The organism is Nocardia sp. NPDC024068 (assembly GCF_040638875.1).
Classification (GTDB): Bacteria; Actinomycetota; Actinomycetes; order Mycobacteriales; family Mycobacteriaceae; genus Nocardia.
Window position 1 is genome coordinate 340,049 of sequence record NZ_JBEZYU010000002.1, and the last position, 23,194, is coordinate 363,242.

19 protein-coding genes are annotated in these 23,194 nt (G+C 69.2%); 8 read left to right on the top strand and 11 right to left on the bottom strand.

Translation table 11 applies throughout. The features are described from left to right. Nucleotides 1-276 precede the first annotated feature (276 nt). On the bottom strand, nt 277-1,563 hold the full coding sequence (locus AB0F41_RS04290) for an SGNH/GDSL hydrolase family protein (RefSeq protein WP_357421255.1): 1,287 nt from the start codon (nt 1,561-1,563) through the stop codon (nt 277-279). A gap of 400 nt (nt 1,564-1,963) precedes the next feature. On the opposite strand from AB0F41_RS04290, the gene AB0F41_RS04295 reads away from it, so the two are divergent. The 5 genes from AB0F41_RS04295 (at nt 1,964) to AB0F41_RS04315 (ending at nt 9,308) form a co-directional block, all read left to right on the top strand. Then, on the top strand, nt 1,964-2,632 hold the full coding sequence (locus AB0F41_RS04295) for a TVP38/TMEM64 family protein (protein WP_357421256.1): 669 nt from the start codon (nt 1,964-1,966) through the stop codon (nt 2,630-2,632). Between the two features lie 157 nt (nt 2,633-2,789). Further along, nucleotides 2,790-4,754: a hypothetical protein gene (locus tag AB0F41_RS04300; RefSeq protein WP_357421257.1), complete on the top strand. Its 1,965-nt coding sequence runs from the start codon at nt 2,790-2,792 to the stop codon at nt 4,752-4,754. Next, a complete protein-coding gene (locus tag AB0F41_RS04305; protein ID WP_357421258.1) occupies nt 4,751-6,205 on the top strand; it encodes a hypothetical protein in 1,455 nt (484 codons plus the stop codon). Before AB0F41_RS04300 ends, AB0F41_RS04305 begins: the two co-directional genes overlap by 4 nt. Continuing rightward, nucleotides 6,202-7,671 (top strand): glycosyltransferase, encoded by a 1,470-nt coding sequence (locus AB0F41_RS04310; protein ID WP_357421259.1) that lies wholly within the window; start codon nt 6,202-6,204, stop codon nt 7,669-7,671. The genes AB0F41_RS04305 and AB0F41_RS04310 overlap by 4 nt, the downstream gene beginning before the upstream one ends. After that, nucleotides 7,668-9,308, top strand: coding sequence for an ABC transporter (locus AB0F41_RS04315; protein WP_357421260.1), 1,641 nt, complete (start codon nt 7,668-7,670; stop codon nt 9,306-9,308). Before AB0F41_RS04310 ends, AB0F41_RS04315 begins: the two co-directional genes overlap by 4 nt. 13 nt (nt 9,309-9,321) lie before the next feature. On the opposite strand, the gene AB0F41_RS04320 is transcribed toward AB0F41_RS04315, so the two are convergent. The 5 genes from AB0F41_RS04320 to AB0F41_RS04340 all read right to left on the bottom strand — a co-directional run bounded on the left by AB0F41_RS04320 (nt 9,322) and on the right by AB0F41_RS04340 (nt 15,871). Further along, nucleotides 9,322-11,037, bottom strand: coding sequence for a tetratricopeptide repeat protein (locus AB0F41_RS04320; protein ID WP_357421261.1), 1,716 nt, complete (start codon nt 11,035-11,037; stop codon nt 9,322-9,324). Continuing rightward, nucleotides 11,034-12,836: a hypothetical protein gene (locus tag AB0F41_RS04325; protein WP_357421262.1), complete on the bottom strand. Its 1,803-nt coding sequence runs from the start codon at nt 12,834-12,836 to the stop codon at nt 11,034-11,036. Before AB0F41_RS04325 ends, AB0F41_RS04320 begins: the two co-directional genes overlap by 4 nt. Further along, nucleotides 12,833-14,119: an ABC transporter substrate-binding protein gene (locus AB0F41_RS04330; protein ID WP_357421263.1), complete on the bottom strand. Its 1,287-nt coding sequence runs from the start codon at nt 14,117-14,119 to the stop codon at nt 12,833-12,835. Before AB0F41_RS04330 ends, AB0F41_RS04325 begins: the two co-directional genes overlap by 4 nt. Nucleotides 14,120-14,276: 157 nt before the next feature. Further along, nucleotides 14,277-15,440, bottom strand: coding sequence for an SPFH domain-containing protein (locus tag AB0F41_RS04335; protein WP_357421264.1), 1,164 nt, complete (start codon nt 15,438-15,440; stop codon nt 14,277-14,279). Further along, entirely contained in the window at nt 15,440-15,871 is a 432-nt protein-coding gene (locus tag AB0F41_RS04340; RefSeq protein WP_357421265.1) for an NfeD family protein, read from the bottom strand. The genes AB0F41_RS04335 and AB0F41_RS04340 overlap by 1 nt, the downstream gene beginning before the upstream one ends. Before the next feature lie 100 nt (nt 15,872-15,971). Here AB0F41_RS04340 and AB0F41_RS04345 point away from each other — a divergent pair, with 100 nt between their 5' ends. Beyond that, complete coding sequence (locus AB0F41_RS04345) at nt 15,972-16,799, top strand: DUF3097 domain-containing protein (protein ID WP_357421266.1); 828 nt, start codon at nt 15,972-15,974, stop codon at nt 16,797-16,799. Nucleotides 16,800-16,863: 64 nt separating this feature from the next. Continuing rightward, the gene (locus AB0F41_RS04350; RefSeq protein ID WP_357421267.1) at nt 16,864-17,679 is read left to right on the top strand and encodes a hypothetical protein; all 816 of its coding nucleotides are present in this window, start codon (nt 16,864-16,866) and stop codon (nt 17,677-17,679) included. 100 nt (nt 17,680-17,779) lie between these two features. Here AB0F41_RS04350 and AB0F41_RS04355 read toward each other — a convergent pair whose 3' ends face one another. Together AB0F41_RS04355 and AB0F41_RS04360 are read right to left on the bottom strand one after the other, a co-directional pair. Further along, nucleotides 17,780-18,982 carry a lipid-transfer protein gene (locus AB0F41_RS04355; protein WP_357421268.1) on the bottom strand — a complete coding sequence of 401 codons (1,203 nt, stop codon included), beginning with the start codon at nt 18,980-18,982 and terminating at the stop codon, nt 17,780-17,782. Beyond that, nucleotides 18,966-19,397, bottom strand: coding sequence for an OB-fold domain-containing protein (locus AB0F41_RS04360; RefSeq protein ID WP_357421437.1), 432 nt, complete (start codon nt 19,395-19,397; stop codon nt 18,966-18,968). The genes AB0F41_RS04355 and AB0F41_RS04360 overlap by 17 nt, the downstream gene beginning before the upstream one ends. A 130-nt stretch (nt 19,398-19,527) precedes the next feature. Here AB0F41_RS04360 and AB0F41_RS04365 point away from each other — a divergent pair, with 130 nt between their 5' ends. Next, nucleotides 19,528-20,310: a GTP-binding protein gene (locus tag AB0F41_RS04365; protein ID WP_357421269.1), complete on the top strand. Its 783-nt coding sequence runs from the start codon at nt 19,528-19,530 to the stop codon at nt 20,308-20,310. Nucleotides 20,311-20,384: 74 nt separating this feature from the next. On the opposite strand, the gene AB0F41_RS04370 is transcribed toward AB0F41_RS04365, so the two are convergent. The 3 genes from AB0F41_RS04370 to fabG1 form a co-directional block, all read right to left on the bottom strand. After that, on the bottom strand, nt 20,385-21,443 hold the full coding sequence (locus tag AB0F41_RS04370; protein ID WP_357421270.1) for a ferrochelatase: 1,059 nt from the start codon (nt 21,441-21,443) through the stop codon (nt 20,385-20,387). A gap of 21 nt (nt 21,444-21,464) precedes the next feature. Continuing rightward, a complete protein-coding gene (inhA, locus tag AB0F41_RS04375) occupies nt 21,465-22,298 on the bottom strand; it encodes an NADH-dependent enoyl-ACP reductase InhA (RefSeq protein WP_357421271.1) in 834 nt (277 codons plus the stop codon). Nucleotides 22,299-22,360: 62 nt separating this feature from the next. Then, nucleotides 22,361-23,077: a 3-oxoacyl-ACP reductase FabG1 gene (gene fabG1, locus AB0F41_RS04380; RefSeq protein WP_357421272.1), complete on the bottom strand. Its 717-nt coding sequence runs from the start codon at nt 23,075-23,077 to the stop codon at nt 22,361-22,363. Between the last annotated feature and the right edge of the window lie 117 nt (nt 23,078-23,194).

Below are 23,194 nucleotides of genomic sequence, written 5' to 3' on the forward strand. Positions count from 1 at the left end.
TCCCTCTAGTTCGTTCCAGTACAAGCGCACCACCTGCGTGCACGCGTACCTTGGCATCCGCCCAGCTCAGCGAATACTTTGGTTAACGGGCATTCAGCCCGCCCCTCCGATGCTAGCGGGATGCCGGAACGCAACTCCCCGTGACCACCGTTACCAGCGAGTAACCTGCGCTACCCCGAGCCTGCGGCGACACCGGAAATCCCGGTCATCACCTATCGGACACCGGTGCCGCCGGGAGAAGATCCGAGCCGGCCGAATTCACCAGCGCCGCCGAATTCACAGCGCCGCCGGATCCACCGCCGCGGCCATAGCGGCGTAACCGGCCGGGCCGGGATGCAGATGATCACCGCTGTCGAATTCGGGAGCGAGGGAGTCCGGATCCGCCGGGTCGGCCAGCGCCCGATCGAAATCGACGACCGCGTCGAATTCCCCCGACGTCCGGATCCAGGCGTTCACGGCATCGCGCACCGCTTCGCCGCGTTCGCTGAAATACGGCGCGCCCCGGTACGGAGTCAGGGTGGCGCCCAGGACGCGCAGACCGTCGGCACGGGCCAGTCCGATCAACGTCCGGTATCCGGCGATGAGCCGGTCGGCATCCACCACCGGATTGGGTTTCGCCCACGGCTCGTCGAGTTCGCTGACGCCGATATCGTTGATGCCCTCCAGCAGGACGACGGTTCCCGCGTTATCGCGATCGAGCACATCGCGGCGGAAGCGGGTCACGGCGCTCTCACCGGTATAGGCGGAATCGGTCAGCACCCGGTTACCGCCGATACCAGCGTTCAGCACGGCGCGCCCGCTCCCGTCGGCGGCCAGCCGCGCGGCCAGCGCGTCCGGGTACCTGTTGTCGGCATCGGTCCCGGCCTGCGCCCCGTCGGTGAGGGAATCGCCGAACGCCACCACGGCCTCGTCCTGCCCGGCGGCCTTCACCTCCAGATCGGCGAGGTAGTACCAGGACCGGCTGGTCTCGGTGAACGCCGTCGCCGCCGGATCGGCGGCATGATCGCCACGGGCGCGGTAACTGGTGGCATTGGCGATCTGGTGGAAGGTCGCCGGTCCGGTGGGATCGGCGAGATACAGGGTGACCGCGACCGGCCGCAGCGCCGCGACCGGGAAGTCGACCGGGTCGGTCGTCGTCTCCGTACCGGCCGGGATCTCCGTCGACGGGGAACCGTCGAACAGCAGTGGCCGCACGGTGCCGGGCCGCAGCGCGGCCCCCGCACCGGGTTCGGCGAGGGTGGCCGCCGTGATCCGCAGGGGCCGGTCACCGAAGAGGTTCGACAGCACCAGCCGAACCTCGTCTCCCGCGGTGGTCGGCCGGACGACCTGCCGGACCGAATGATCGGCGAACCCGTCCTCCGACCAGTTCGGTTCCCAGATCCCGACCGCCGCCTGCTGCGCGGTGATCCAGCTGTCGGACCACCGGGAGTCGTCGTCATCGGCCGCCGTGGAGCACCCGGCGGCCAGCAGTGCCACAGCGGTCAGCAGCGCCACCACGATCCGGCGGCCGGCCCGCCGCGGGTCACCTCCCGAAGCGGCCGGGCGCGGCCACCTGTTCCCCATGCGCATCGCGCGTCCCGTCTTCCGTCCGGCCCGCCGAGCGCACACCGGTCACCGCGATCAACCTTGCCTCCGGAGGATCGAATCCCGCACGTACTGTGGACAATCCGACACCCGGTCCGGGAATAACCCGCCGCGATCCGGGCAATGCATCCCGGCCACGCCGGCCCGGCCCGGCATACCCGACCGCCACCGGGGTGGCCACGCGACACCCACCATTCACCCCGCGTCCGGTACGGACCCGGTCTTCACCACCTCCGCTGAGGGGTACCCGTCTCACCCCGATCCGGGTGCTCCGGTCCGGCCGGACATGCGCGGGCATACTCGTCCACTGCCCCGGCAACCGGCGGCGCGAACCGGCACCGCGCGAACCGGACCGACCGGCGACCGATAACCTCTCCCGGTGTCCCGCATGCTCCGCGACCGGCGGATTGTCCTCGTACTGTGCTGCGTGGCCGTCGTCTGCGCGGCGGCGCTGCTGACCCCGCTGCCGAGTCCGCGCTCGATCCAGGCGTGGGCCGAGGGAGCCGGGCCCTATTTTCCGGTGATGTTCTTCCTCGCGCATACACTGATCACCATCGCGCCCGTCCCGCGCACCGTCTTCACGGTCGCCTCGGGCCTGCTGTTCGGTCCCGTCGTCGGGCTCGCGGTCGCCGTCATCGCCTCGACGCTCAGCGCCTCGGCGGCGTTTCTCCTGGTACGCGCCGCCGGGCGGGAACGGGTCGCGCCCTACCTCACCCATCCGGCCGTCCGGATCGTCGACGAGCGACTACGCCGGCGCGGCTGGCTGGCCGTCGGCGCGCTGCGCCTGATCGCCTTCGCACCGTTCTCGGTGGTGAACTACTCGTGCGCACTGTCGTCGATCCGGTTCTGGCCCTATCTCGGCGCCACCGTGGTGGGCATCCTGCCCGGCACCGCCGCGACCGTGGTCCTGGCCGACGCGCTGACCGGCGGCACCCATCCCGTCATGGTCGGAGTATCGATCATCTGCATCGCCGGCGGCATGCTCGGTCTGCTGATCGACCAGCGCTGGAAACCGGTCGAACCGATCCCGGTGGCGGCCCGCGACTGAACACGCGACCCTCGGCACGCACGACACCGCGACATCCGTAGCTGACCGATAGCCGGAGCTCTTGCGGTTACCATCCGTATGGTTACGGATACCGTGCGGACTGGTGTTATCGAAATCTTCCGGCAACACCGTCGAATAACTGAGGGGTGGCATACCCATGCGGATCGCGGTACGGACGCTGTGCACCTGCTGGGCACTACTCACCGTGATCACCCTCACCGGCGGCACCGCCCCGGCACAACCGCCGGACCTCTCGGCACCGGCCGGGCCGGCCGAATTCTCCGCCCGGGACCTGGGCCTGGGCGAACCGATCACGCTACACGGCGACGACGACCAGGTGGACCTGGCGATACCGGTACCACCCGGGATGACGCCCGACCGGCTGAGCATGGCGGTCGACCTGCCCGCCGATCTGGAACGCGGGACACTCGATGTCGAATCGAATGACCGCTTCATCGGGCACGCGGACCTGCCCGCCGGACCCGCTACCCGGGTACCGGTCACCATTCCGCTGGCCGAAGCCACCGTCGACGAACAAGCCGCCACCGTCACTCTGCATATGAACCTGTTCCCGGCGCTGGGCCGCTGCCCGGACGACTGGTTCGACCACGGCGCCGTACTCCGCGATGTCCGGATCTTCTACACCGGCACCCCGCAGACTCCGGCAGCCATCGCGGATTTCCTGCCGCCCATCCTGCAGGAACTACGCATCTACGTCCCGGAGGCGCCGTCGGACCTGGAATCGACCGCGGCGCTGTCTTTGTCCAGCGCGATCGTCGCCTACTACGGCAGCCAACCGGTCCGGGTGACCCTGCGCCCGCTCGGGCCGGACGGCGCCCGCACCGAACCGGACGACGATTTCACCCGTTCGATCGCCATCCGGGGCGGCGGTGACGCGGCCACGACGCTGACCCCGGCCGCCGGTCCGCCGGGGCTGCTGGTCACCGGTGCGGGCGACGCACTGCTCGATCAGATCCGGCTGATCACCAGCCGGGTATCCGAATTCGCCGTCACCAGCCGCGCGGTGGCGGGGTCATTGGATCAGCCGCCGATCCTGGCTCCCGACACCACCACGCTCGGGCAGCTCGGCGTCGGCGAGCTGGAGGCCGTTTCCCATGCTCAGGTCAGCGTCCGCTTCGGCCTGGATCAGTCCCGGCTGGGCCGGCCTTCGGGGAATATCCGCATCAACCTCCAGGGCCACTACACGCCGTTGCCGCCGAGCCAGGCCGGCCAGATCGTGGTGACCGCCGGGGATCGGGAACTGACGAACTGGGCCGCCGATCCCTCCGGGCAGATCGACCGCTGGATCGATATACCGAACGAGGTCCTGCAACGCAGCACTCCGGTCCAGGTCACGCTGCGCACCACCGGCGACACCGGCCGCTGCGGAACCGACCAGCCGCTGACCCTGACCATCCTGCCGGGCAGCGAGGTCACCAGCGAACCGTTCCCGGGCGGACCTCCGGACGGATTCCAGGCGTTACCCGCGGCGCTGCTTCCGGGCTTCGATATCGCGGCGACCACCGGCGATTTCGACGATCTGAGCCGCGCCGTCACGATCACGAGCGGCCTGCAGACGCTCACCTCCACCCGGCTCGATCCCCGGTGGACCTCGATGCAGGACGCCGTCGCGGCGAACCGGCCGGCCGTTCTCATCACCGCCGACGGCCGGCCGGTGGACGGTATCTCACCTCCGTTGAGCAAAACCGACGACACCCGCCTGCAGGTCACCGACCGGGCCGGGACGACGACCCGGCTGCAACTCTCCCCCGATCTGCGTTTCGCCGCACTGCAGAGTTACTACGACGGTGCACGGCAATTGCTGGTGGCCACCAGTAATTCCGGCCCCGGCGAACTCGATCGCACCCTGGACTGGGTGTCCGACCGACCCGAGGGCTGGTACTCGCTGTCCGGTGACCTCGTGTTCGCGGCCGCCGGCCGGGAACCCGTCGACTACGCGCTAACCGACGCCACGTCCACACCCCCCGACCCCGGCGCCTCGATCACGTCCACCATGCGTGTCCTGCTGATCGTGGCCGCGATACTCCTGGTCATCGGCCTGGTCTTCGTGCTCTGGTTCGCCGCGCGCGGCCTCCGACCGGCGAACCGACGCGGACCGTGACGGATCGCGCCACCACCGGCCGGGTCGGCGCCCTCGTGGTCCGCTGGACGGTTCTGACGGTACTGACCGTGCTCGCGTTCCGGCGCACACTCGTCGATATCTGGGTCGGCGCGAGCCACGGCACCAGCATCGGCTACCTGGTGGTGCTACCGCTCTCGGCGATGGCCCTGGTGCTCGGCGTCCGGCGGCGCGGCAATCCCGTACTGCCCATCCATGATCGCGAAACCGATGTGATCGTCGGCGTTATCGGGTTGCTCATCGCGCTCGCCGTACAGCGTCTGCTGCTGCCCCGGTATGCCCCGTTCTACGAGTTGTTCCACTACGACGTGCTGGCCCTGGTCCTGTTCGTGTTGTCGGGCTCGGTGCTGCTGTTCGGGCTGCGCGCCACCGCACGCTACCGGTCCGTCTGGGTTCTGCTGCTCGTCGTGAACCCGGTGTTCTACCGGCTCGTCGCGATCACGCTGGGCGGTGGCATGTTCGCGTACACGGTGGTTCTCATCGTGGCCACCGCGGCCTGCCTGTCCTACGGTTTCCTGCGCGGCCGCCGCCGGGTCCTGGGTGTCGCCGTGCTCGCGATCGTGCTCGACAGCGCCGTATTCGCGCTGGTGTCGCTCTGGTTCCCGGGAATCCGGATCTCGGTCGTTCTCAGCGGGGTGGTACCCGTGACCGCCGTCGTGGTCGGCGGCTGTGCCCTGATCCTGCGCGAACCCCTGTGGCCGGCGGCCACCGGCCCGCGCGTCGACATCCCGACCGCCCGTCCGTGGTATTCGGTGGCAGCGCTGGCCGCGGTCGCGGTGGTGCTCACCCTGACTCCGCTGCCGAAACCGGAAAGCGAGAACATCGCCGCCGGACCGCCCTATCAGGGCGAGACCGGGCTGGTGGTCCCGCCGGGCTGGCGTCAGACCGGCCTGCAGAAGATGGACTGGCCGGCACATTACTTCAGCAGCGAATCCACCTTCCTGCGGCAGACCGTCCGTACACTCCGGCCGAATCCGCAGTGGGACAGCATCGGCCGCAATCGCACCGCCCAGATCGACCTGCTGACCGTGCGCTACGGCGCTGCGCTGGATGTCACGCCCACACTGCTCAGCTACGATCTGCGGCATTCCCGGGTCGGCAACCCGCCGCAGCCGGTCCCGATCGGGCGCGGCATCACCGCGGACATGTACTCCATCGTCGACGAACAGCGTCACCTGACCTGGAACTACCTCACTTTCGTCTGGCGCCGCGATACCACGCATATCCAGCGCGTCACGGTGATGACCGTCGACAACCACGAACCCGACGCCTACTTCCTGCCGCCCCGGCCGACGCTCGCCGGTCTCACCACCGGCACGATCGCGCTGCTCGCCCGCGGAGTCAGTGCCTTGACCGACGCCGACCCCGAGTACAAGGACGCCGATCTGCTCGCCACCCTGGCCCGCCGGCTGGTGCAGGTGCAGCCGTGGTGAACGATGATCCGGAAGCACCGGACGACCGGGTCGCCGCCGCCCTCCACGACGCCGTCCACGGGCTCCGCGAACGCCACCCGGAGGCCTCGGCCGCGACGGTGGTCGTCCCCTGGCAACGCTGGACCCTCATCGCGCTGCTCGCGGCACTCGTCGCCGGTGCGGTCTTCGCCCGCACCGGCACGCTGATCACGCTGACCGTCGTGTGCACGGCGGCCTACGTCTGGACGCTCGTCGACCGGCTGATCCTGTTCTACCGGGGGCTGGACGGCCGCAGCATCGTCACCGTGACCGACGAGGACGCACTCGCCGCGGACGACGCCGCCCTGCCGAGCTACACCATCCTGGTGCCCGCCTTCCACGAGCCGGAGGTGATCGCCACGGTGATCGCGAATATGGCCGAGTTCCGTTATCCGGCCGACAAATTGCAGGTGCTGCTCCTCCTCGAAGCCGACGACGACGCCACGCTCACCGCGGCCCGTGACGTGGACGCACCGGATTGGGTGTCCATCGTCGAGGTGCCACCCGCCCCGCCCCGGACGAAACCGAAAGCCTGCAATTTCGGGCTGCACTTCGCCACCGGCGAGATCGTCACCATCTACGACGCCGAAGACCGTCCCGATCCCCTCCAGCTGCGCCGGGCCGCCGTCGCTTTCCACCGGCTACCCCCCGAAACCGCCTGCGTACAAGCGCGACTGGCCTTCCACAACGGCAGCCAGAACCTGCTTACCGCCTGGTTCACCGCCGATTACGCACTCTGGTTCGGGTTCATCCTGCCGGGATTGATGCGCGGTGACGCCCCCATCCCGCTGGGCGGCACCTCCAACCATCTGCGCCGGACGGTGCTGGATCGGATCGGGGCCTGGGATCCGTTCAATGTCACCGAGGACGCCGATCTGGGGGTGCGCATCGCCGAAAGCGGCTACCGCACCGCCGTTCTCGACTCGGTGACCTGGGAGGAGGCCAACAGCGATCCGATCAACTGGATCCGGCAGCGCTCCCGCTGGTACAAGGGGTATCTGCAAACCTGGCTGGTGCATATGCGGCGGCCGCGCCATCTGTGGCGCGAACTCGGGCCGCGCAGTTTCGCGCGGTTCACCACGCTGCTGGCCGGTACCCCGCTCATCGCCTGCCTCAATATGCTGTTCTGGCTCATCACTCTGGCCTGGCTGCTCGGACAGCCCGATGCCATCCACGACCAGTTCCCGCCGTATGTCTACTTTCCGGCGCTGTTCTGCCTGGTCGTCGGCAATACCGCCGTGATGTACATGAACCTCGTCGCATGCCGGGAGAGCCGGCTCACCACGCTGCTGCTGGCGGCCGTCACCTCCCCGCTGTACTGGATCCTGATGAGTATCGCGGCGATCAAAGGCACCTACCAGCTGATCGTCAAACCGTCTTACTGGGAGAAGACCTTCCACGGGTTGCCCGGCACGGAAACACCGGAACCGGCGAGCGCCCCACGATGAGGTCCGCACGGTGGTTGTTCGTCGTCACCGCGCTGGCCTACCTGGCCGCCGGCCTCTACCTGGCGATCGAGCCGCACTATATTCTCGGCGATTCGCTCAGCCGCACCTCGGCCGCGCGAAGCGCCCTGTTCAGCCGGGATCCGCATCTGGCCGCCATCGGATTCATCTTCACGCCGCTCATCACCCTCATCCAGTTGCCCCTGGTGGTGCTCGGCCACTGGTGGCCGGTGGTGACGTCCTGGAACCTCACCGGAGTACTCGTATCGGCGCCGTTCGCCGCCGCAGCGGTGGTGCAGATCCGCGGTATCTGCCTCGACCGCGGTGTCCCGTCCTGGTTGGTGTGGTTTCTCACCGCGGTCTTCGCACTCAACCCGATGATCGTCTTCTACGCGGCGAACGGTATGAGCGAGGCACCGTTCCTCTTCTTCCTGTGCTGGACCGCGCGCCGGCTGATCCGGTGGCTCTATACCGACGACGTACACGATCTCGCGATCGCCGGTATCGCCCTGGCACTGGCCTATCTCACCCGGTACGACGCGCTACCCGTCGCCGCCGGGGTCACGGTTTTCACCGCGGTGGTGACCTGGCGGCGCGCCCGTGGCCCGCGCCGGGACCGCATCACCGATACCGTCATGGACGCGCTGCTGGTCGCGGCGCCCATCGGGGTGGCGTTCGTGGTGTGGACCGTGACCAGCTGGCTCATCACCGGCCAGCCGTTCCAGCAGTTCACCTCTGATTACGGAAATACCGCCATCGTCGCGCAAAGTAGTTCGGGTGGCACGGTGACCCCGTTGTTCGGGTTCCTCTACTCGATCAGCGAGATCATGATCCTGGGGCCGGTGCTGCCGGTCCTCATTCCGGTCTGCCTGGTCCTGGCCTGGCGGCGCCGTGATGCCGAAGTCCTGGTGACGGGCCTCGTGTTCGGCGCGGTCCTGGCCTTCGCGACCCGCAATCAGATGACCGGTACCACCTTTCCGTTCCTGCGCTTCTATATGAGCGCGACCCCGCTCATGATCGTGCTGGCCGCGCAACTGGTGCCCGCCCGGGGCGGTATCCCCGCCCGGCGGCCCGGGCGCCACCGACGGCCGCGGGTCATCGCGCCCGGACGGCGGCGGGTACCCGCGGTTCTCGCCGCGGTACTGGTGGTGGCGACGCCGGCCGTCACCGGTGTCTTCATGCTGTCGCCGACACTGTCGGTGCAGCAGTACGCGCTCCAGGAGATCCTGTTTCCCGATCCGGACGACACCTCCGCAACCCGGTCACAGGAACGGCGGATCATCGCCTCCTTCGATACCGAACGCGAAATGGCCGGCTATATCGACGATCTCGGGTTGCCGGAATCGTCCGTGCTGATGGACACGGTGTACGGGTTCGCCGTATTCACCGCGACGGAGCGGCCCAGAACGTTCATCATCCCGTCCGACCAGGATTTCATCACCATCCTCAACGACCCCGCCGCGCACGGTGTGCACTACATCCTCGCGGTCCCCAACAGCGGCCGCGGGACATCCGACGCCGTGAACGTGCGGTATCCGACTCTCTACGAGACCGGCGCCGATATCGCGACCCTGGAACTGGAGATCCCCAACGACGGCGACAACCAGCCGACCTGGCGGTTGTACCGGGTGCTGTCGTGATTCCGGCCGCCGGTCAGCCGCGATCGGGCTCCGCCGGATCACGCGCCTCGGGCGGCCACCGGTCCATCGCGGGGGCATCGGCACCACCGCGCAGCTCCGCGGCGTCGGCGTGATAGTCCTGCGCGTAGGCCGCGTCCGGGTTGCGGCGAAGAGCCTCGGCCAGCCAGCCGTGCGCACACCAGTAAACCTCCGCTTCTCCCGGCGCCCCATCGCCGACGAGAAGCAGATCCGCGTGTTCCGGTACTTTCAATGCCGCGCCGCCGAGGTGTTGCAGGGTGCGGCCGATACCGCGGTCATCGGCCAGATCGCGATAGGTCGTGAGCGCACGCAGCCAGCAGCGCAACGCCGCCCTCGGTTCACCGCGGGACCAGTAGACCGCCGCGGTGAGTTCCTGCGCCCGGGCCCACCCGTCGCCGTCCTCGTCGTCGCGGGCGCGCAGCGCAGCCAGTTCCAGACGATCCTGCGCCGCGTCCACCCGGCCCAGGCGGATATACGCGACGGCGAGAGCCGTCAGTACCCGGACCTGACTCGCGGCATCCTCCCGCGGTAACCGCCACCAGGCCTCCCGCAGCCGTTCCACTGCCTTCGACACCTCCGGTGGGCTGGTGGCAGTTTCCAGCAGGGTGAGACCGTTCGCGTGTTCCGCACGGGCGCCGATGCCGGTCGTGCGCCACCACGGGGGCCATCGGCGGGGCACCGCGCCTTCGAGTACCTTCGCCCGCAACCGCATCGCCGTGTAGTGGCCGCCGAGTTTCACCGGACCCAGCTTCATCAGCTCCCGCGCCACGGTACGGGTATGTTTCTCGCCGCCGTCCTCTTCGGCACCGCCGTCCCCGTCGACACCGCTCTCCTCGTCGACGCCGTCCCCTCCGAGCGCGTACCAGACATCGAGTGCGTCGCCGATCCGGACCAGCTGGACGGCGGTGGCCGGCGGAACGGCTGCCACGACGAGAGCATCGTTGCAGCAGTTCGCGACGATCTCACGCAGCCACTTCTCCTCCACGGCGAACCAGCGCCGGGCGCGCGGTGCGAGAACAGCGGTCGTCATACCGGCGGCCCAACCCGCCGCCCTGTCGGCGGTGTGGGACACCAGCGCGAACAGCGCCGCCTGCCAGAGGGCACCGGCGAGGACGATCGCCCGGGCCGGTTCCCACGGGGCGCGGACGATCCGGTAGCGCTGCCGCTCGTAGCATTCGAGCACCTCGCCTCTCACCAGGTTGGCCAGCAGGCCGGCAGCGGTCCATGGTTCCACCAAGGCGGGTGCCGGCGCCACCGGCGGCACCGGTTGGGCAGCCGGCACCTGTTCCATCCCCATCGCGGTCAAAATCGCGTGCACCGTCGCGGCGTCGTAATCGAAGACCGGCAGCTCCCGCAGGGCCGCGGCGACCGCATTGCCGTCGGCTGCATGACCGCCGGGCGCAGGCTCGGGCTCCCGCGCCACCGCCGGTGAATCGGACGGCGGGGGCCCGTCCAATCCGTCGAGCAGGCTACGGCGATAGGCCCGGCGCACGCCCGACCGCCGATCCGCGATGACCCGGTAGCCGGTGTACAGCAGGGCCAGCGCGATGACGAGCACCGCCAGCCAGCGCAGCCCGGACGCCAGGACCTGCACTTCCGAGCCCTCACCGAACGAGTTCATCACCAGGTTGCGGCCCAATTCCAGCAATAGCGCCGAGGCCACCACCGAGAGCCCGCCGAGCACCCCCGGCACTCGGGGCATCTCCCTCATCGCAGGACTCCACCGGTCAATCCGGGCACGATCCAGCGCCGCCAGGTCGCCAGCACCAGGAAAACCGGCAGCAACGCCGCGATAAGCGAACCTGCGGCCAGTTGCGCCGCGTTCTCCCCGAACTGCCGGGCCCCGCCCCACAGCAGCAGCGACCACGGCGACGCCCCGGCACCGCTGATCAGCAGACCGACGATGAAATCGTTCCAGACCTGCACGAATTCGAGCACCGCCACGGCCACCAGGGCAGGAGCCGCCGATCCCAGCAAGCGGCGGCTGATCGTGCCCGGCGCGGCCAGCCCGCGCAGCGCATCGGCGGCCGGGCTTCCCGGTGGCGCTGCCACCGCGCCGCGCAGGATCAGTACCGCAATAGGCAATCCCGCGGCGGCGTGGACCAGTACCAGGGGCACCCGGGTACCGGAGAGGCCGTGATCGTCGATGAACATATCGAGCGGACCCAGATAGGCCTGCACCGGCAGCACCGCGAGCACCACCAGCGCGCTGACCGTCGCGCGCGCCGGCCACCCGGCGGGCGCCACCGAAAGCCGATAGGCCAGCGGCGCCGCGGCCGCCACCACGATGATCGTCGCCAGCAGGGCCACCCAGAAGGTGGCCTCGAGGGAGTGCCAGAGCCACCGATCCCGCCAGACATCGGTGAAAGCGGACGCCGCCCAGCCGTCGGGGCCGCGCATCGCCACCACCGCCAGCACCACCAGCGGTATCACCGCCGCGACCGAGAGCGCGCCGATGACCAGCGTCCGGGCCCGGGCTGCCACACCGCCGGCCGGTGCGGCAGGACGACCGTCACCGGGATGCGCGCCGGCCGGGAACCCGGCGCGGCGGTCCCGGAGATCGGTCTGCAGCGCCCAGGCGACCACCGCCACCAGCACGGCCAGCGGCAGCGCGTACACCGCGGCATCGCCCGCGGTCGCGGGATCGGTGGCCAGCCGCCACCAGGACACGGTGGCGCTGTCCACCTGGTACTGCACCGAACCCGGGACACCGATCAACACCACATCGAATACCCTGGCCGCGGCGACGCCCACCACCAGCCCGGCCACCAGGACTATCGGCCGCTGCAGTGTGAACAGCCGCCAGAACAGCACGGCACCCGGTTTCTCCTGTAGCAGGGTCCAGCGCACCGGATCGCGTTCCAGGGCCCGGATTCCCGCCCGGAACACGCCGATCAGGAAACCCAGCCAGGTCCACAGGAATGCCGAGCCGAGCATCGCCACGAACCAGGCCCGGTATCCCGGGAAGGCGTCGAAGCCCAGCCGGGCACCGGAGAACTGGAAGATCAACCGGAACGCCACACCCGAGACCACCGCCGAGATACCGAACGGCACGATCAGCGGAAGCCACAGCCCCCGGCTGTGGCGGCTCCACCAGGCCAGCAGCATCGCCGCGATCAGCAGCGCGGCCGCGAACGCCATCCAGCCCAGGCTGCGCGCATACGATTCATCCGACCGGTACAGCGCGCCGAGTGCGACCACCCCTACCAGCGCCGGCAGTGCCCACAGACTCCGGGGCTCGTTCCGGCGGGCCACTTCCAGAGCTGCCACGAACGCCGCGGCGGCGATCAGGCATCCCACCACCGGCCACAGGCTGGTACGTACCGCCAGGACAACCGTTGCGGAGGTCGGCACCACCAGCAGGGCCAGCAGCAGCACAGCGGGCAGGCAGGCGACGACCGTGATCCCGCGCGGTGGCGGCCGGCCGGGGACAAAGGGGCCCCGCATCCGTGCGACGGGCAGTTCGATCCGCAGGCGGTGCGCCTCGAATGCCGGTGGTGCCCCGCTCATCTCCAGCCCCGTTCGAACCTGCCCAGCGTCGCGACGGCCGTCGCGGTCGCGGTGGCGACGTCGCCGCCTCTGTCTCCCGCGGTGATCAGGAAATCGGTGAGCACGCGCCACAATCCGTCCCGGCCGCCAACCGCGCCGATCCGGTCGGACAGATCGAATTCCGGCCGTTCGGACAACGATTCGGCGGCGGTCGCCGACCATCGCGAATAATGAGCGCGGGTATGCAGGTGGGGCCCGAGGAACCCGCCGGATCCCTCGATCCACGGCAGCGGGGCCCGGTCCGCCGCCAGCGCGGCGACCACCGCCTCCGCGCGGGGGCCCGCCGACCGGGTCAGCACCATCACATCACCGCCGACGATCCGCGGGTTCGCCCCGCCCGGGGCCGCGATCGGGAACGGCACCACGGCGGCACTGTCCGCACCGCGCCCGCTCCGGCGCAACGCGTCACGCACCACCGGTTCGGCGAAATCCGGGGCCGCGACGGCCAGCGCCCGCCGGTGTTCGAATACATCGCGAACGGCATCGGCGAATTGCCGGGTCAGCGTGGTTCCCACCCCGCCCGCCAGCCCGGACCGGATACCCCAGAACCCGCCGAGCCGCGCGAAGGTGGTGCGCACCGCGGGAACATCCCAGTCCCGCGTCCCGCCGCCCAGATCACGGTATACCGCCGGAGATTCGGCCAGCAGCAAGTTCTCGAAGAGGTCCGTCAGAACCCAGCCGTCGGCGGCGCCGAGCGCGAGCAGCCGGCGTGGGGCTCCCGCGAGTTCCCGTACGCCGTCGAGCCAGTCACGCACCGTCCAGGTGACCGGATCACCCAGCCCGGCCGCATCGATGGCCTCCCGGTCGTACCAGACCAGCGATTTAGCGCTCGCCTTGAACGGCACTCCGTACGGCCGGTCACCGAGGTGGCACAGCTGTCGCCAGTACTCCGCGTACCGCGGTCCACGCGGATCGGACCACAGATGTCCGGGCAGCTCCCGCAGCCGCCCGGCCGCCGCCGATGCCCGGACCTGCCCGGCCTGCGGCAGCATGACGATATCGGGGGCCGACCGTCCCCGGGCCGTGAGGGCGGTCCCGATCTCGTCACCCAGGGGCACCACCTCGACGGGTTCGGGCGAGCCCGCGGCGTCGAGCACCGAGCGGAACGCCGCCAGCTCGAGCCCGCTCCAGGAGACGGCGATTCGTACGGCACCGCGATCGCCGAGCAGTACATCGGGCGCGCAGGCGGCCAGCAACGGCAGGCCGGCCAGCGCCCCCAGTACCGCGCGACGTGTCGTCACCATGCCCCGATGCTCATGTCCAGCAGAGGGTTTCGATTATCTACCAGACATCGGCGGGATGCGCGGCGATCGGAGAATCCGGCAGTCGCGCCCGCGCGGCTGCCGGTCGGGCACCGCTACTGCCGCAATACCGGCCCGGGCCGGTATTGCGGTGCCACCTCTACTGCCGCGGGTCCACTGCCGGCGGACCCGGGTCGGCGGCCGGTTTCGTGGTGGTCACCGGCGCCGCGGTATCCACCGGAGTGCGGGCCACCGATTCCGCGGCACGTACGGCACGTTCCACCGCGGGATCGGTGCTGGTATCGAACCAATCGGCGACCTCCTCGGAATCGTCCTCGGGTTTACCGACCTCTTCACCGGACGGCGGCTCGTACCGGAAGACGCCGTCCTCGCCCTGGGTGCCGAAATTCTTCGCGAACCCTTCCAGTGCCTTGCCGAAATCGCTGGGCACCAGCCACACCTTGTTCGCGTCGCCGCGCGCCACCATGGGCAGTGTCTGCAGGTACTGATAGGCCAGCAGTTCCGGTGTGGGCTTCCCGGATTTGATGGCGGCGAAGACCTTCTCGATCGCCTTGGCCTGACCTTGCGCCTGCAGATAGGAGGCGGCCCGCTCGCCCTGGGCGCGCAGGATACGACTCTGACGTTCCCCCTCGGCCGACAGGATCGCCGACTGTTTCGCGCCCTCGGCCGACAGGATCTGGGCCTGTTTTGCGCCCTCGGCGGTTTTGATCTGCGATTCGCGGGTGCCCTCGGCGGTGAGGATCATGGCGCGCTTCTCGCGGTCCGCCTTCATCTGCTTCTCCATCGACTCCTGGATCGACGGCGGCGGATCGATGGATTTCAGCTCGACCCGCGCCACACGCAGACCCCAGCGCCCGGTGGCCTCGTCCAGCACCCCGCGCAGCTGGTTGTTGATCTGGTCGCGGGAGGTCAACGTCTCCTCCAGCGTCATCCCGCCGACCACATTGCGCAGCGTGGTGACGGTGAGCTGTTCCACGGCCGCGATGTAGTTGGAGATCTCGTAGACCGCCGACTGCGGCTGCATCACCTGGAAGTACACCACCGAGTCGATCTGCAGGGTCAGGTTGTCCTGGGTGATCACCGGTTGCGGCGGGAAGGACACCACCCGTTCCCGCAGATCCACCTTGGCGCGGATCCGGTCCACGAACGGCACCAGGAACGTCAGCTGTCCCGATACGGTCCGGGCGTATCGGCCGAGTCGTTCGATCACCGCCGCCTCCGCCTGCGGGATCAGCGCGATCGACTTGAACACCACCACTGCCACCAGCAGTACCAGTGCGATGACGACGATCAATGCAGCCATCACGGCCCTTTCCAGACGACAGCGGTCGCGCCGTCGATCTTCATCACGTACACGGTCGTACCCTCGGGGTATTCCTCGGCCGGATCCAGCGCGCGGGCCGACCACACCTCCCCGCCCAATTTGACCCGGCCGTCGTGCTCGCCCACCGGCTCGAGCACCAGCGCGGTCTTACCGGTGAGCGCGTCCACATTGGTCAGGGTGGGTGGCGGAGTGCCGAAGCGCCGCAACAGAACCGGCCGGACCCCCAGCATCAGTACCACAGCCGTCACAGCGAAGACCACCGCGTCGACGACGACCGGGGTCCCGGCCAGGAAGCTCACCCCCGCCGTGAGCAGCGCCGCCGAGCCCAGCATCAGCAGGGTCAACTCCCCGACGAACACCTCGGTCGCCGCCAGCGCAACACCGGCGACCAACCAGACAATTGCGGCCACGCAACCAGCCTAGTGCGCCGTCCCCGCGTATGCGGGCGGTCCGGCGACACCCGGCACCGATAGCGGCGGCGACCGGCACCGGTGCGCTACGTTCGGCCCGGTGAGCGATCGATACGGCGATATCTTCTCCGGCCATCCGCGTACCGCGCGACGCACCGCCCCCCGGGTCACCGCGGAGACCGACCTCGTGGTCGAGGACGCGGCCAGCGGTTTCTGCGGCGCGGTGGTCGGGTTCGACCGGACCTACGACGGCGATTTCGTGAAACTGGCCGACGCCGGGGGCGCGGTTCGGTTGTTCGCGCTGCGCGAGGCGGCGTTCCTCATCGACGGCGAACCGGTGACCCTGGTGCGGCCGAAGGCGGCCCCGCCGGGCAGGCCCGTACGGTCGGCATCCGGCTCCACCCGCGTCGAAGGCCTGCGCGCGAAAGTCGCCGCGCCCAGCCGGATCTGGGTCGAAGGGGTGCACGACGCGGCGCTCGTGGAACGTGTGTGGGGGCACGATCTGCGGGTCGAGGGCGTGGTGGTGGAGCATCTGGAAGGGCTCGACAATCTCGCCGCCCGGCTGGCCGAATTCGGTCCCGGACCAGGGCGACGGGTCGGTGTACTGGTGGACCACCTGGTGACCGGATCCAAGGAGACCCATCTCACCACCGGGCTCGGCGAGCATGTTCTCGTCACCGGGCATCCCTATGTGGATGTGTGGCAGGCGGTGAAGCCCACCGCGCTGGGCATCGGGCAGTGGCCGCGGGTACCGCGCGGCGAGGACTGGAAAACCGGTGTCTGCCGGCAACTCGGATGGGGCACACCGCAGGACGGCTGGCGCCGGGTGTATGCGGCGGTGGGGTCGTTCCGGGATCTGGAGGCTCCGCTGCTCGGCGCGGTGGAGCGTCTGATCGACTTCGTGACCGAACCGGGGGAACCATTCTAACCCGCGAAAACGGCCTCGGCAGACGCTGCCCGCCGGTTGCCGACACCCTTTATGCTCGATGATTATGTGCTCTCCCAGTGCCACCCTCACACTGTGGGCCGGTTCGTGGCTCGCCGGTCGCAGCGCGCCCGACGACGTCCTCGAGGCGCTGCACGCGTGGGCACCCCGGCACACCCTCGCGGCCGGTGATCCGATCACCGGCGGACGCACCGACGTGCCGTGGTCCGCACTGGGTGGGCCGCCGGGCACCGCGGTGATGCCGTTGCTCAAGATGATTCGCGAGGCCCTGGCGGTACCCGGTGCCGAATTGCGGCTGGTACTCCCGGTACCCGGTGATGTACGCGGGCTGCCGGTGGGCACCGCCTTCGCCAGCGACGCGGTGGAGGCCGAGGAGGGCATTCTCATCGGGGTACCGGGCGCGGACGGCACCGGCCTTATCCCGTATCTCACCGACGAGGACACCCTCCAGTGGACCGTGTACGGGGTGCCGATGCCGCGGACCGGCGGGCCCGATATGACGCTGGGCGAAGCCGAATACGCCATGCGCGAAGCCGTGCGCGATGCCGCGGACGCACTCATGCGGCTGCACACCACCGGTCTCGGCGCCGGTGACGCGGACCCCCGGGAACTCATCGAGGCCGAACTCGCGGACTACTCCCGGCACACCTACCCCGAATGCGTACCGCTACGCGCCAAACGCATACTGGATACGGCCGATCATGTGGCCGCGATCCTCACGGTCGCCCAGCGTGAACCTGCTTCCGCGCCGACCTCGGCGAGTGCCGCCACCGCGCACGAGACCTTGCTGCGTCCCCTGTGGGACGCCATCCGCGCGGCCCGCCTCGTCGCGGCGCATACCGCCGCACCACAATCGCGCTGAGCCGGCAGGCCTCCACCGGATCACCGGCCGGGGTACCGATTTCGCGTGGGGCCGGGCTCGTCTCCCGGCCGCACGGGCGCGCGGCCGGGAGACGCCGGGTTCAGCGGGCGGCGATGATCGCCGAGCCGTGGCCGAAGAGCCCCTGATTGACCGCGATGCCGGCCGTGGCGTTCTCCACCTGACGGTGGTCGGCCTGTCCGCGCAACTGCCAGGTGAGCTCGCAGACCTGGGCGATGGCCTGCGCGGGGATCGCCTCACCGAAGCAGGCCAGCCCACCGCTGGGATTCACCGGCACGCGTCCGCCCAGCGTGGTGGCACCGCTGCGCAGCAGTGCCTCGGCGCCACCCGGCTCGCAGAGACCGATATCCTCGTACCAGTCCAATTCCAGCGCGGTGGACAGATCGTAGACCTCCGCGAAGGACAGGTCCGCGGGGCCGAGTCCGGCTTCCTCGTACGCGGCCTGCGCGATGGCCGAACGGAACGTCTGCGGCGGGGGTTCGACGGCCACGGCCGAGTCCGTCGCGAAATCGGGCAGGTCGACAACAGTTTTCGGGAACGTGGGCGTCACCGTCGACAGGGCCCGGATACGGACCGGGTCACTGATACCGCGCTGGCGCGCGTAGTCCACCGATGTCAGTACCAGCGCCGCTCCGCCGTCGCTCGTCGCGCAGATATCGAGCAGTCGCAGCGGGTCCGATACGACGGCCGAGGACGCGACGTCCTCGGCCGAGACCTCTTTGCGGTACCGGGCGTACGGATTGTTCAATCCGTGCCTGGCATTCTTCACCTTCACCGCGGCGAAGTCGTCGAGCGTGGCGCCGTGCAGCGCCATCCGGCGGCGGGCATAGAGCGCGAAATAGATGGGGTTGGTGGCACCGAGCAAATGGAAACGCAACCAGTCCGGATCGTCGCGGCGTTCGCCCCCGACCGGCTGGAAGAAACCCTTGGGGGTCGCGTCCGCGCCGATCACCAGCGCCACATCGGTCAGCCCGGCCAGGATCTGGGCCCGGGCGTTGGCGATGGCCTGGGCACCCGAGGCACAGGCGGCGTAACTGCTCGAGATCCGCGCACCCGACCAGCCCAGCGCCTGGGCGAACGTCGCGCCGGAGACGAAGCCGGGATATCCGTTGCGGATCGTGTCCGCGCCGGCGATGTAGCCGACGTCGCGATGGTCCACGCCGGCGTCCGCCAGCGCCGCACGGGCCGCTACCAGTCCGTATTCGACGAAATTGCGTCCCCATTTGCCCCACTGGTGCATACCCGCACCGAGGACCGCGATATCGCGATCAGACCTGTTCGTCATCGACCGGCCTCCACATCCATACCGTGTGATCGGCTTCCTCGTCCGTGTACAGCACGCCGAGGGTGAGCTCCACCGGCATCCCGACGGCCAGGTCGTCCACCGTGAGACCGCGTACGACCTGCCCGAGAATCACCATCTGCTCGACCTCGAGCTCTACCGCCGCGACGACGTAGGGCTCGAACGGATCGGGTGAGACATAGGGCGGCGGTGGTTTGTACCGGGCATCCGCGTACGACCAGATCCGGCCACGCGTGGAGAACAGATATTCGGACAGTTCCGAGCCGTCCTTCGGACCGGCACACTGCGGGTTCCGGCAGGCCAGGGTGTTCCGCGGGAAGTACGGTGTGCCGCACACATCGCAGCGGCTTCCCACCAGGCGCGGCGCGCCGTCGTCGGTGGTGAACCAATCCGGTATAGCCGGGCGTTGTTCCTTCTGCACAGCCCCGACACTATAGGAACACGTTCTATTTTGGGCCAGGAACACGTTCTATTTCTGCGCGGAATTCGCCTCCTCGCACCTCTCGGCGGAGGTACGGTTGACCACGATGGGTACCAGAGCCGTCGACCTACAGTCGATCCGAAACGTCACGATCGCCGGGGAACCGGCCGAGACGACCCGGGTCGTCCGGCGTCTGCTCGGCCGGGACGCCGGTTCCGGCACGGCCGCCGTGACACATCGGGTGCCGGACGGCGGCGAGCACACGATTCGCGTTTCCGAGTTGCCGGGCGGCGCGGCCATCGCGGATCTGGAACGCTCGATCCGGGTGGCCGACGGGGTGGTCGTGGTCCTGAACGCCGCGGCGCCGGGCTGCCCCCGGCCGGAAATGATCCTGCGGATGGCCGACGACCACCAGGTCGCACGCCTGTGCCTGGTGACCGGACTCGATCGCCCCGGCGCCGACTTCGAGCGCTGCGTGCGGGCGATCGCCGATACGCGCGGAGCGCGGCCGCTGACGCTGCACCTCCCCCTGGGCATCGGCCCCCGGTTCGACGGTGTCATGGATCTGGTATCGATGTGGGCTCTCGAACCGATGGCCGCCGGGTTCCGCGGAAGCCATTGGGCAGCGGCGGAGCGGGAATACCGTCACCTCACCGCGGCCGTCATGGAACAGGACGGCGAACAGCGGACGGACACGGGCGGGCAGCAGATCCCGCCCGAGCAGCTGCACGATCGCATCCGCCGCGTCACGCGCATCGGTGAGGCCGTCCCGGTGCTGTGCGACCCGGCGCGGTGCCGCGACGATATCGCCGGGCTGCTGGACGCCATCGTCCGCTATCTACCCTCGCCCATGCGCGTCTGCCAGCCGGAGCACGCCCTCGACTATTGATCCGAGGACGCCGGACCCGGCTGGGAAACCACAAGTCCCCGCTTTCCACGCACCACCGACGGAAGCCGCCCGGTTCACCGACCGGCGGGGCGACGCGGTGGCGCGCAACAGTCGGCGGCGCACGGAGCGCCATCGCGCGTGCACCCGTACCCGGGCACCGCACCGAGTCGCCGCGGTGTGACCGCGCCGAGGTGTTCACCGATCAATTCGACCACCATTTCGGCGAACCGCGGATCGGTGCCGGGCGTGGCCGCCCGGGCGAACGACATCCCGAGTTCCGCAGCCTTGACCGCGGCTTCGTTGTCCAGGTCCCAGATGACCTCGAGATGGTCGGAGACGAAGCCCACCGGGCAGACGATCACGGCGTCGAAACCCTTGTCCGGCAGTGTTTCCAGATGATCGACGATATCCGGCTCGAGCCACGGGATCCGCGGCGGCCCGGACCGCGACTGCCAGACCACGTCGTAGTCGGTGAAACCGGCCGCGGCCGCGCACAACCGGGCCGATTCCGCGACCTGGCGACTGTAGAGGTGGCCGCCGCCGTCCGGGGGTCCGGCCGCGGTATCCGCCGCCACCGGCACCGAATGCGCCGTGAACACCAACCGGGTGCTGTCGCGACGCTCGGGCGGCAACGCCGCGGCCGCCACCCGTACGGCATCGGCGAACGCCGCGACCAGCAGTGGATGATCGAAATACTGGCGCAGTTTCACCAGTTCCGGCGCACCCTCACCCACCGCGGCACGCGCCCGGACGATGTCTTCGTCGTACTGCCGGCAACCGGAATAGCCGCCCCAGGCCGAGGTCGGGAACACCAGCGCCGAGCCGACACCGTCGGCGGTCATGCGGGCCACGGTGTCCTCGACCAGTGGATGCCAGTTGCGGTTACCGAAGTAGACCGGAAGATCGAGTCCGGCCACCGCCAGGTTCCGCTCCACCGCCGCGATGATGTCGCGGTTGAGCGCGTTGATCGGTGATACGCCGCCGAAGTGCAGATAGTGTTCCGCCACCTCGGCGAGCCGTTCCGGGGGCACACCGCGCCCACGGGTCACGTTCTCCAGGAACGGCATCACATCGTCGGGGCCCTCGGGCCCGCCGAAGGACAGCAGCAGCAGTGCGTCGGCCGCGCGGGCCACGGTGTTCTCCTCCCGCGTCGGTCAGTTCGACGGCATGTTCTCGGGGAACCAGGTGTTGTGGCTGGCGCCGCCGTCGACGTAGATGATCGAACCGGTGGTCGCGGGCAGCCAGTCCGACAGCAGCGCGACGATCGACCTGCCGACCACCTCGGCCCCGCCGTCCCAGCCGATGGGCGAAGCGCCGTCCCAGTAGGTGTCCAGCTGCTTGAGCTGTTTGGCGTCATCGGTGGCCGTGCCCGCGATCGCCTTGGCGGCGAGAGTTTTGACCGGTCCGGCCGCGATCAGGTTGGAGCGGATCTTCTTCGCGTAGCCGACTTCCCGCGCCACATACCGGTTCACCGATTCCAGCGCGGCCTTGGCGACGCCCATCCAGTTGTAGTACGGCATCGCGGTCCGGGGATCGAAATCCATCCCGACGATCGACCCGCGCTCGTTCATCACCGGCAGCACGGCCCGGGCCAGTGCTGCATAACTCCACGCGGAGATCTCGAACGATTTCGCGGCGTCGGTGGCGGGTCCGTCGAGGAACGGCACGGCAGCCGGGCCCATGAGGGTCTTCGGGGCGAAGGCGATCGAATGCAGTACGCCGTCGATCCCCTCCGGCGCGATCTCACGCAGCGCGTCCGGCAGTTTGCGCAGATCCTCGTCGCTGGTGACATCGAGGCCGATCGCCGGGGGCACTTCTTCGGGCAGCCGCTTGGCGATGCGGTCGATCAGGCGCAGGCGCTCGGTGAGACCGGTGATGATCACCCGGGCGCCTTCCTTCTGCGCGATCGCCGCCGCGTGAAACGCGATCGAGGCATCGGTGATGATGCCGGTGACGAGGATCGTCTTGCCTTCGAGCAATCCGCCCATGAGTTCTCGGTTCTCCCTGGATTCTGGTGTCGTATTTCGCCGTGCTCGGTGACCGTGGCCGGTCAGTGCCCCATACCCATACCACCGTCGACCGGGATGACGGCACCGGAGACGTAGGCCGAGTCCTCGGAGGCGAGGAAGCTGATCACGGCCGCGACATCCTCGGGCTTCCCGATCCGCTGCAGCGGAATGAACTTCTTCGCCATATCCCGCATCTCTTCGGGCAGGTCCTTGGTCATATCGGTTTCGATGAACCCGGGCGCGACGACATTGGCGGTGATCGACCGCGAACCGAGCTCACGGGTGATCGAACGCGCCAGCCCGACCACACCCGCCTTCGAGGCGGCGTAGTTGATCTGCCCGGCCTGGCCGGCGAGTCCCACCACCGAACCCAGGAAGATCATCCGGCCCCACCGGGCCCGCAGCATCGCGCGGTTGGCCCGCTTGGCGCAGCGGAAGGCACCGGCGAGGTTGGCGTCCACGACCTTGGTGAACTGTTCTTCGGTCATCCGCATGAGCAGGGTGTCATCGGTGATACCGGCGTTGGCGACCAGCACCTCCACCGGGCCCTGCTGCGCCTCGACCTCGGCGAAGGCCTGATCGACCGATTCGCTGTCGGTGACATCGCATTTCACCCCGAGCAGGCCCTCGGGGGCGCCCGAACCGCGATGGGTGACCGCCACCTTGTGGCCGTCGGCGTGCAGACGCTGGGCCACCGCGAGACCGATGCCCCGGTTACCGCCGGTCACCAGGACCGAACGTGGTGTGAAGTTCGACATGGGGACAACCTACCTGGCGCCGCCCGGGCGGCTCTCATGGACGTCCACCGATAATTCCGCGGTCGTTTTGTGCACCCCGGACAAAGCGGGAGAACGAATCCGGGCCGGGTTCGATCG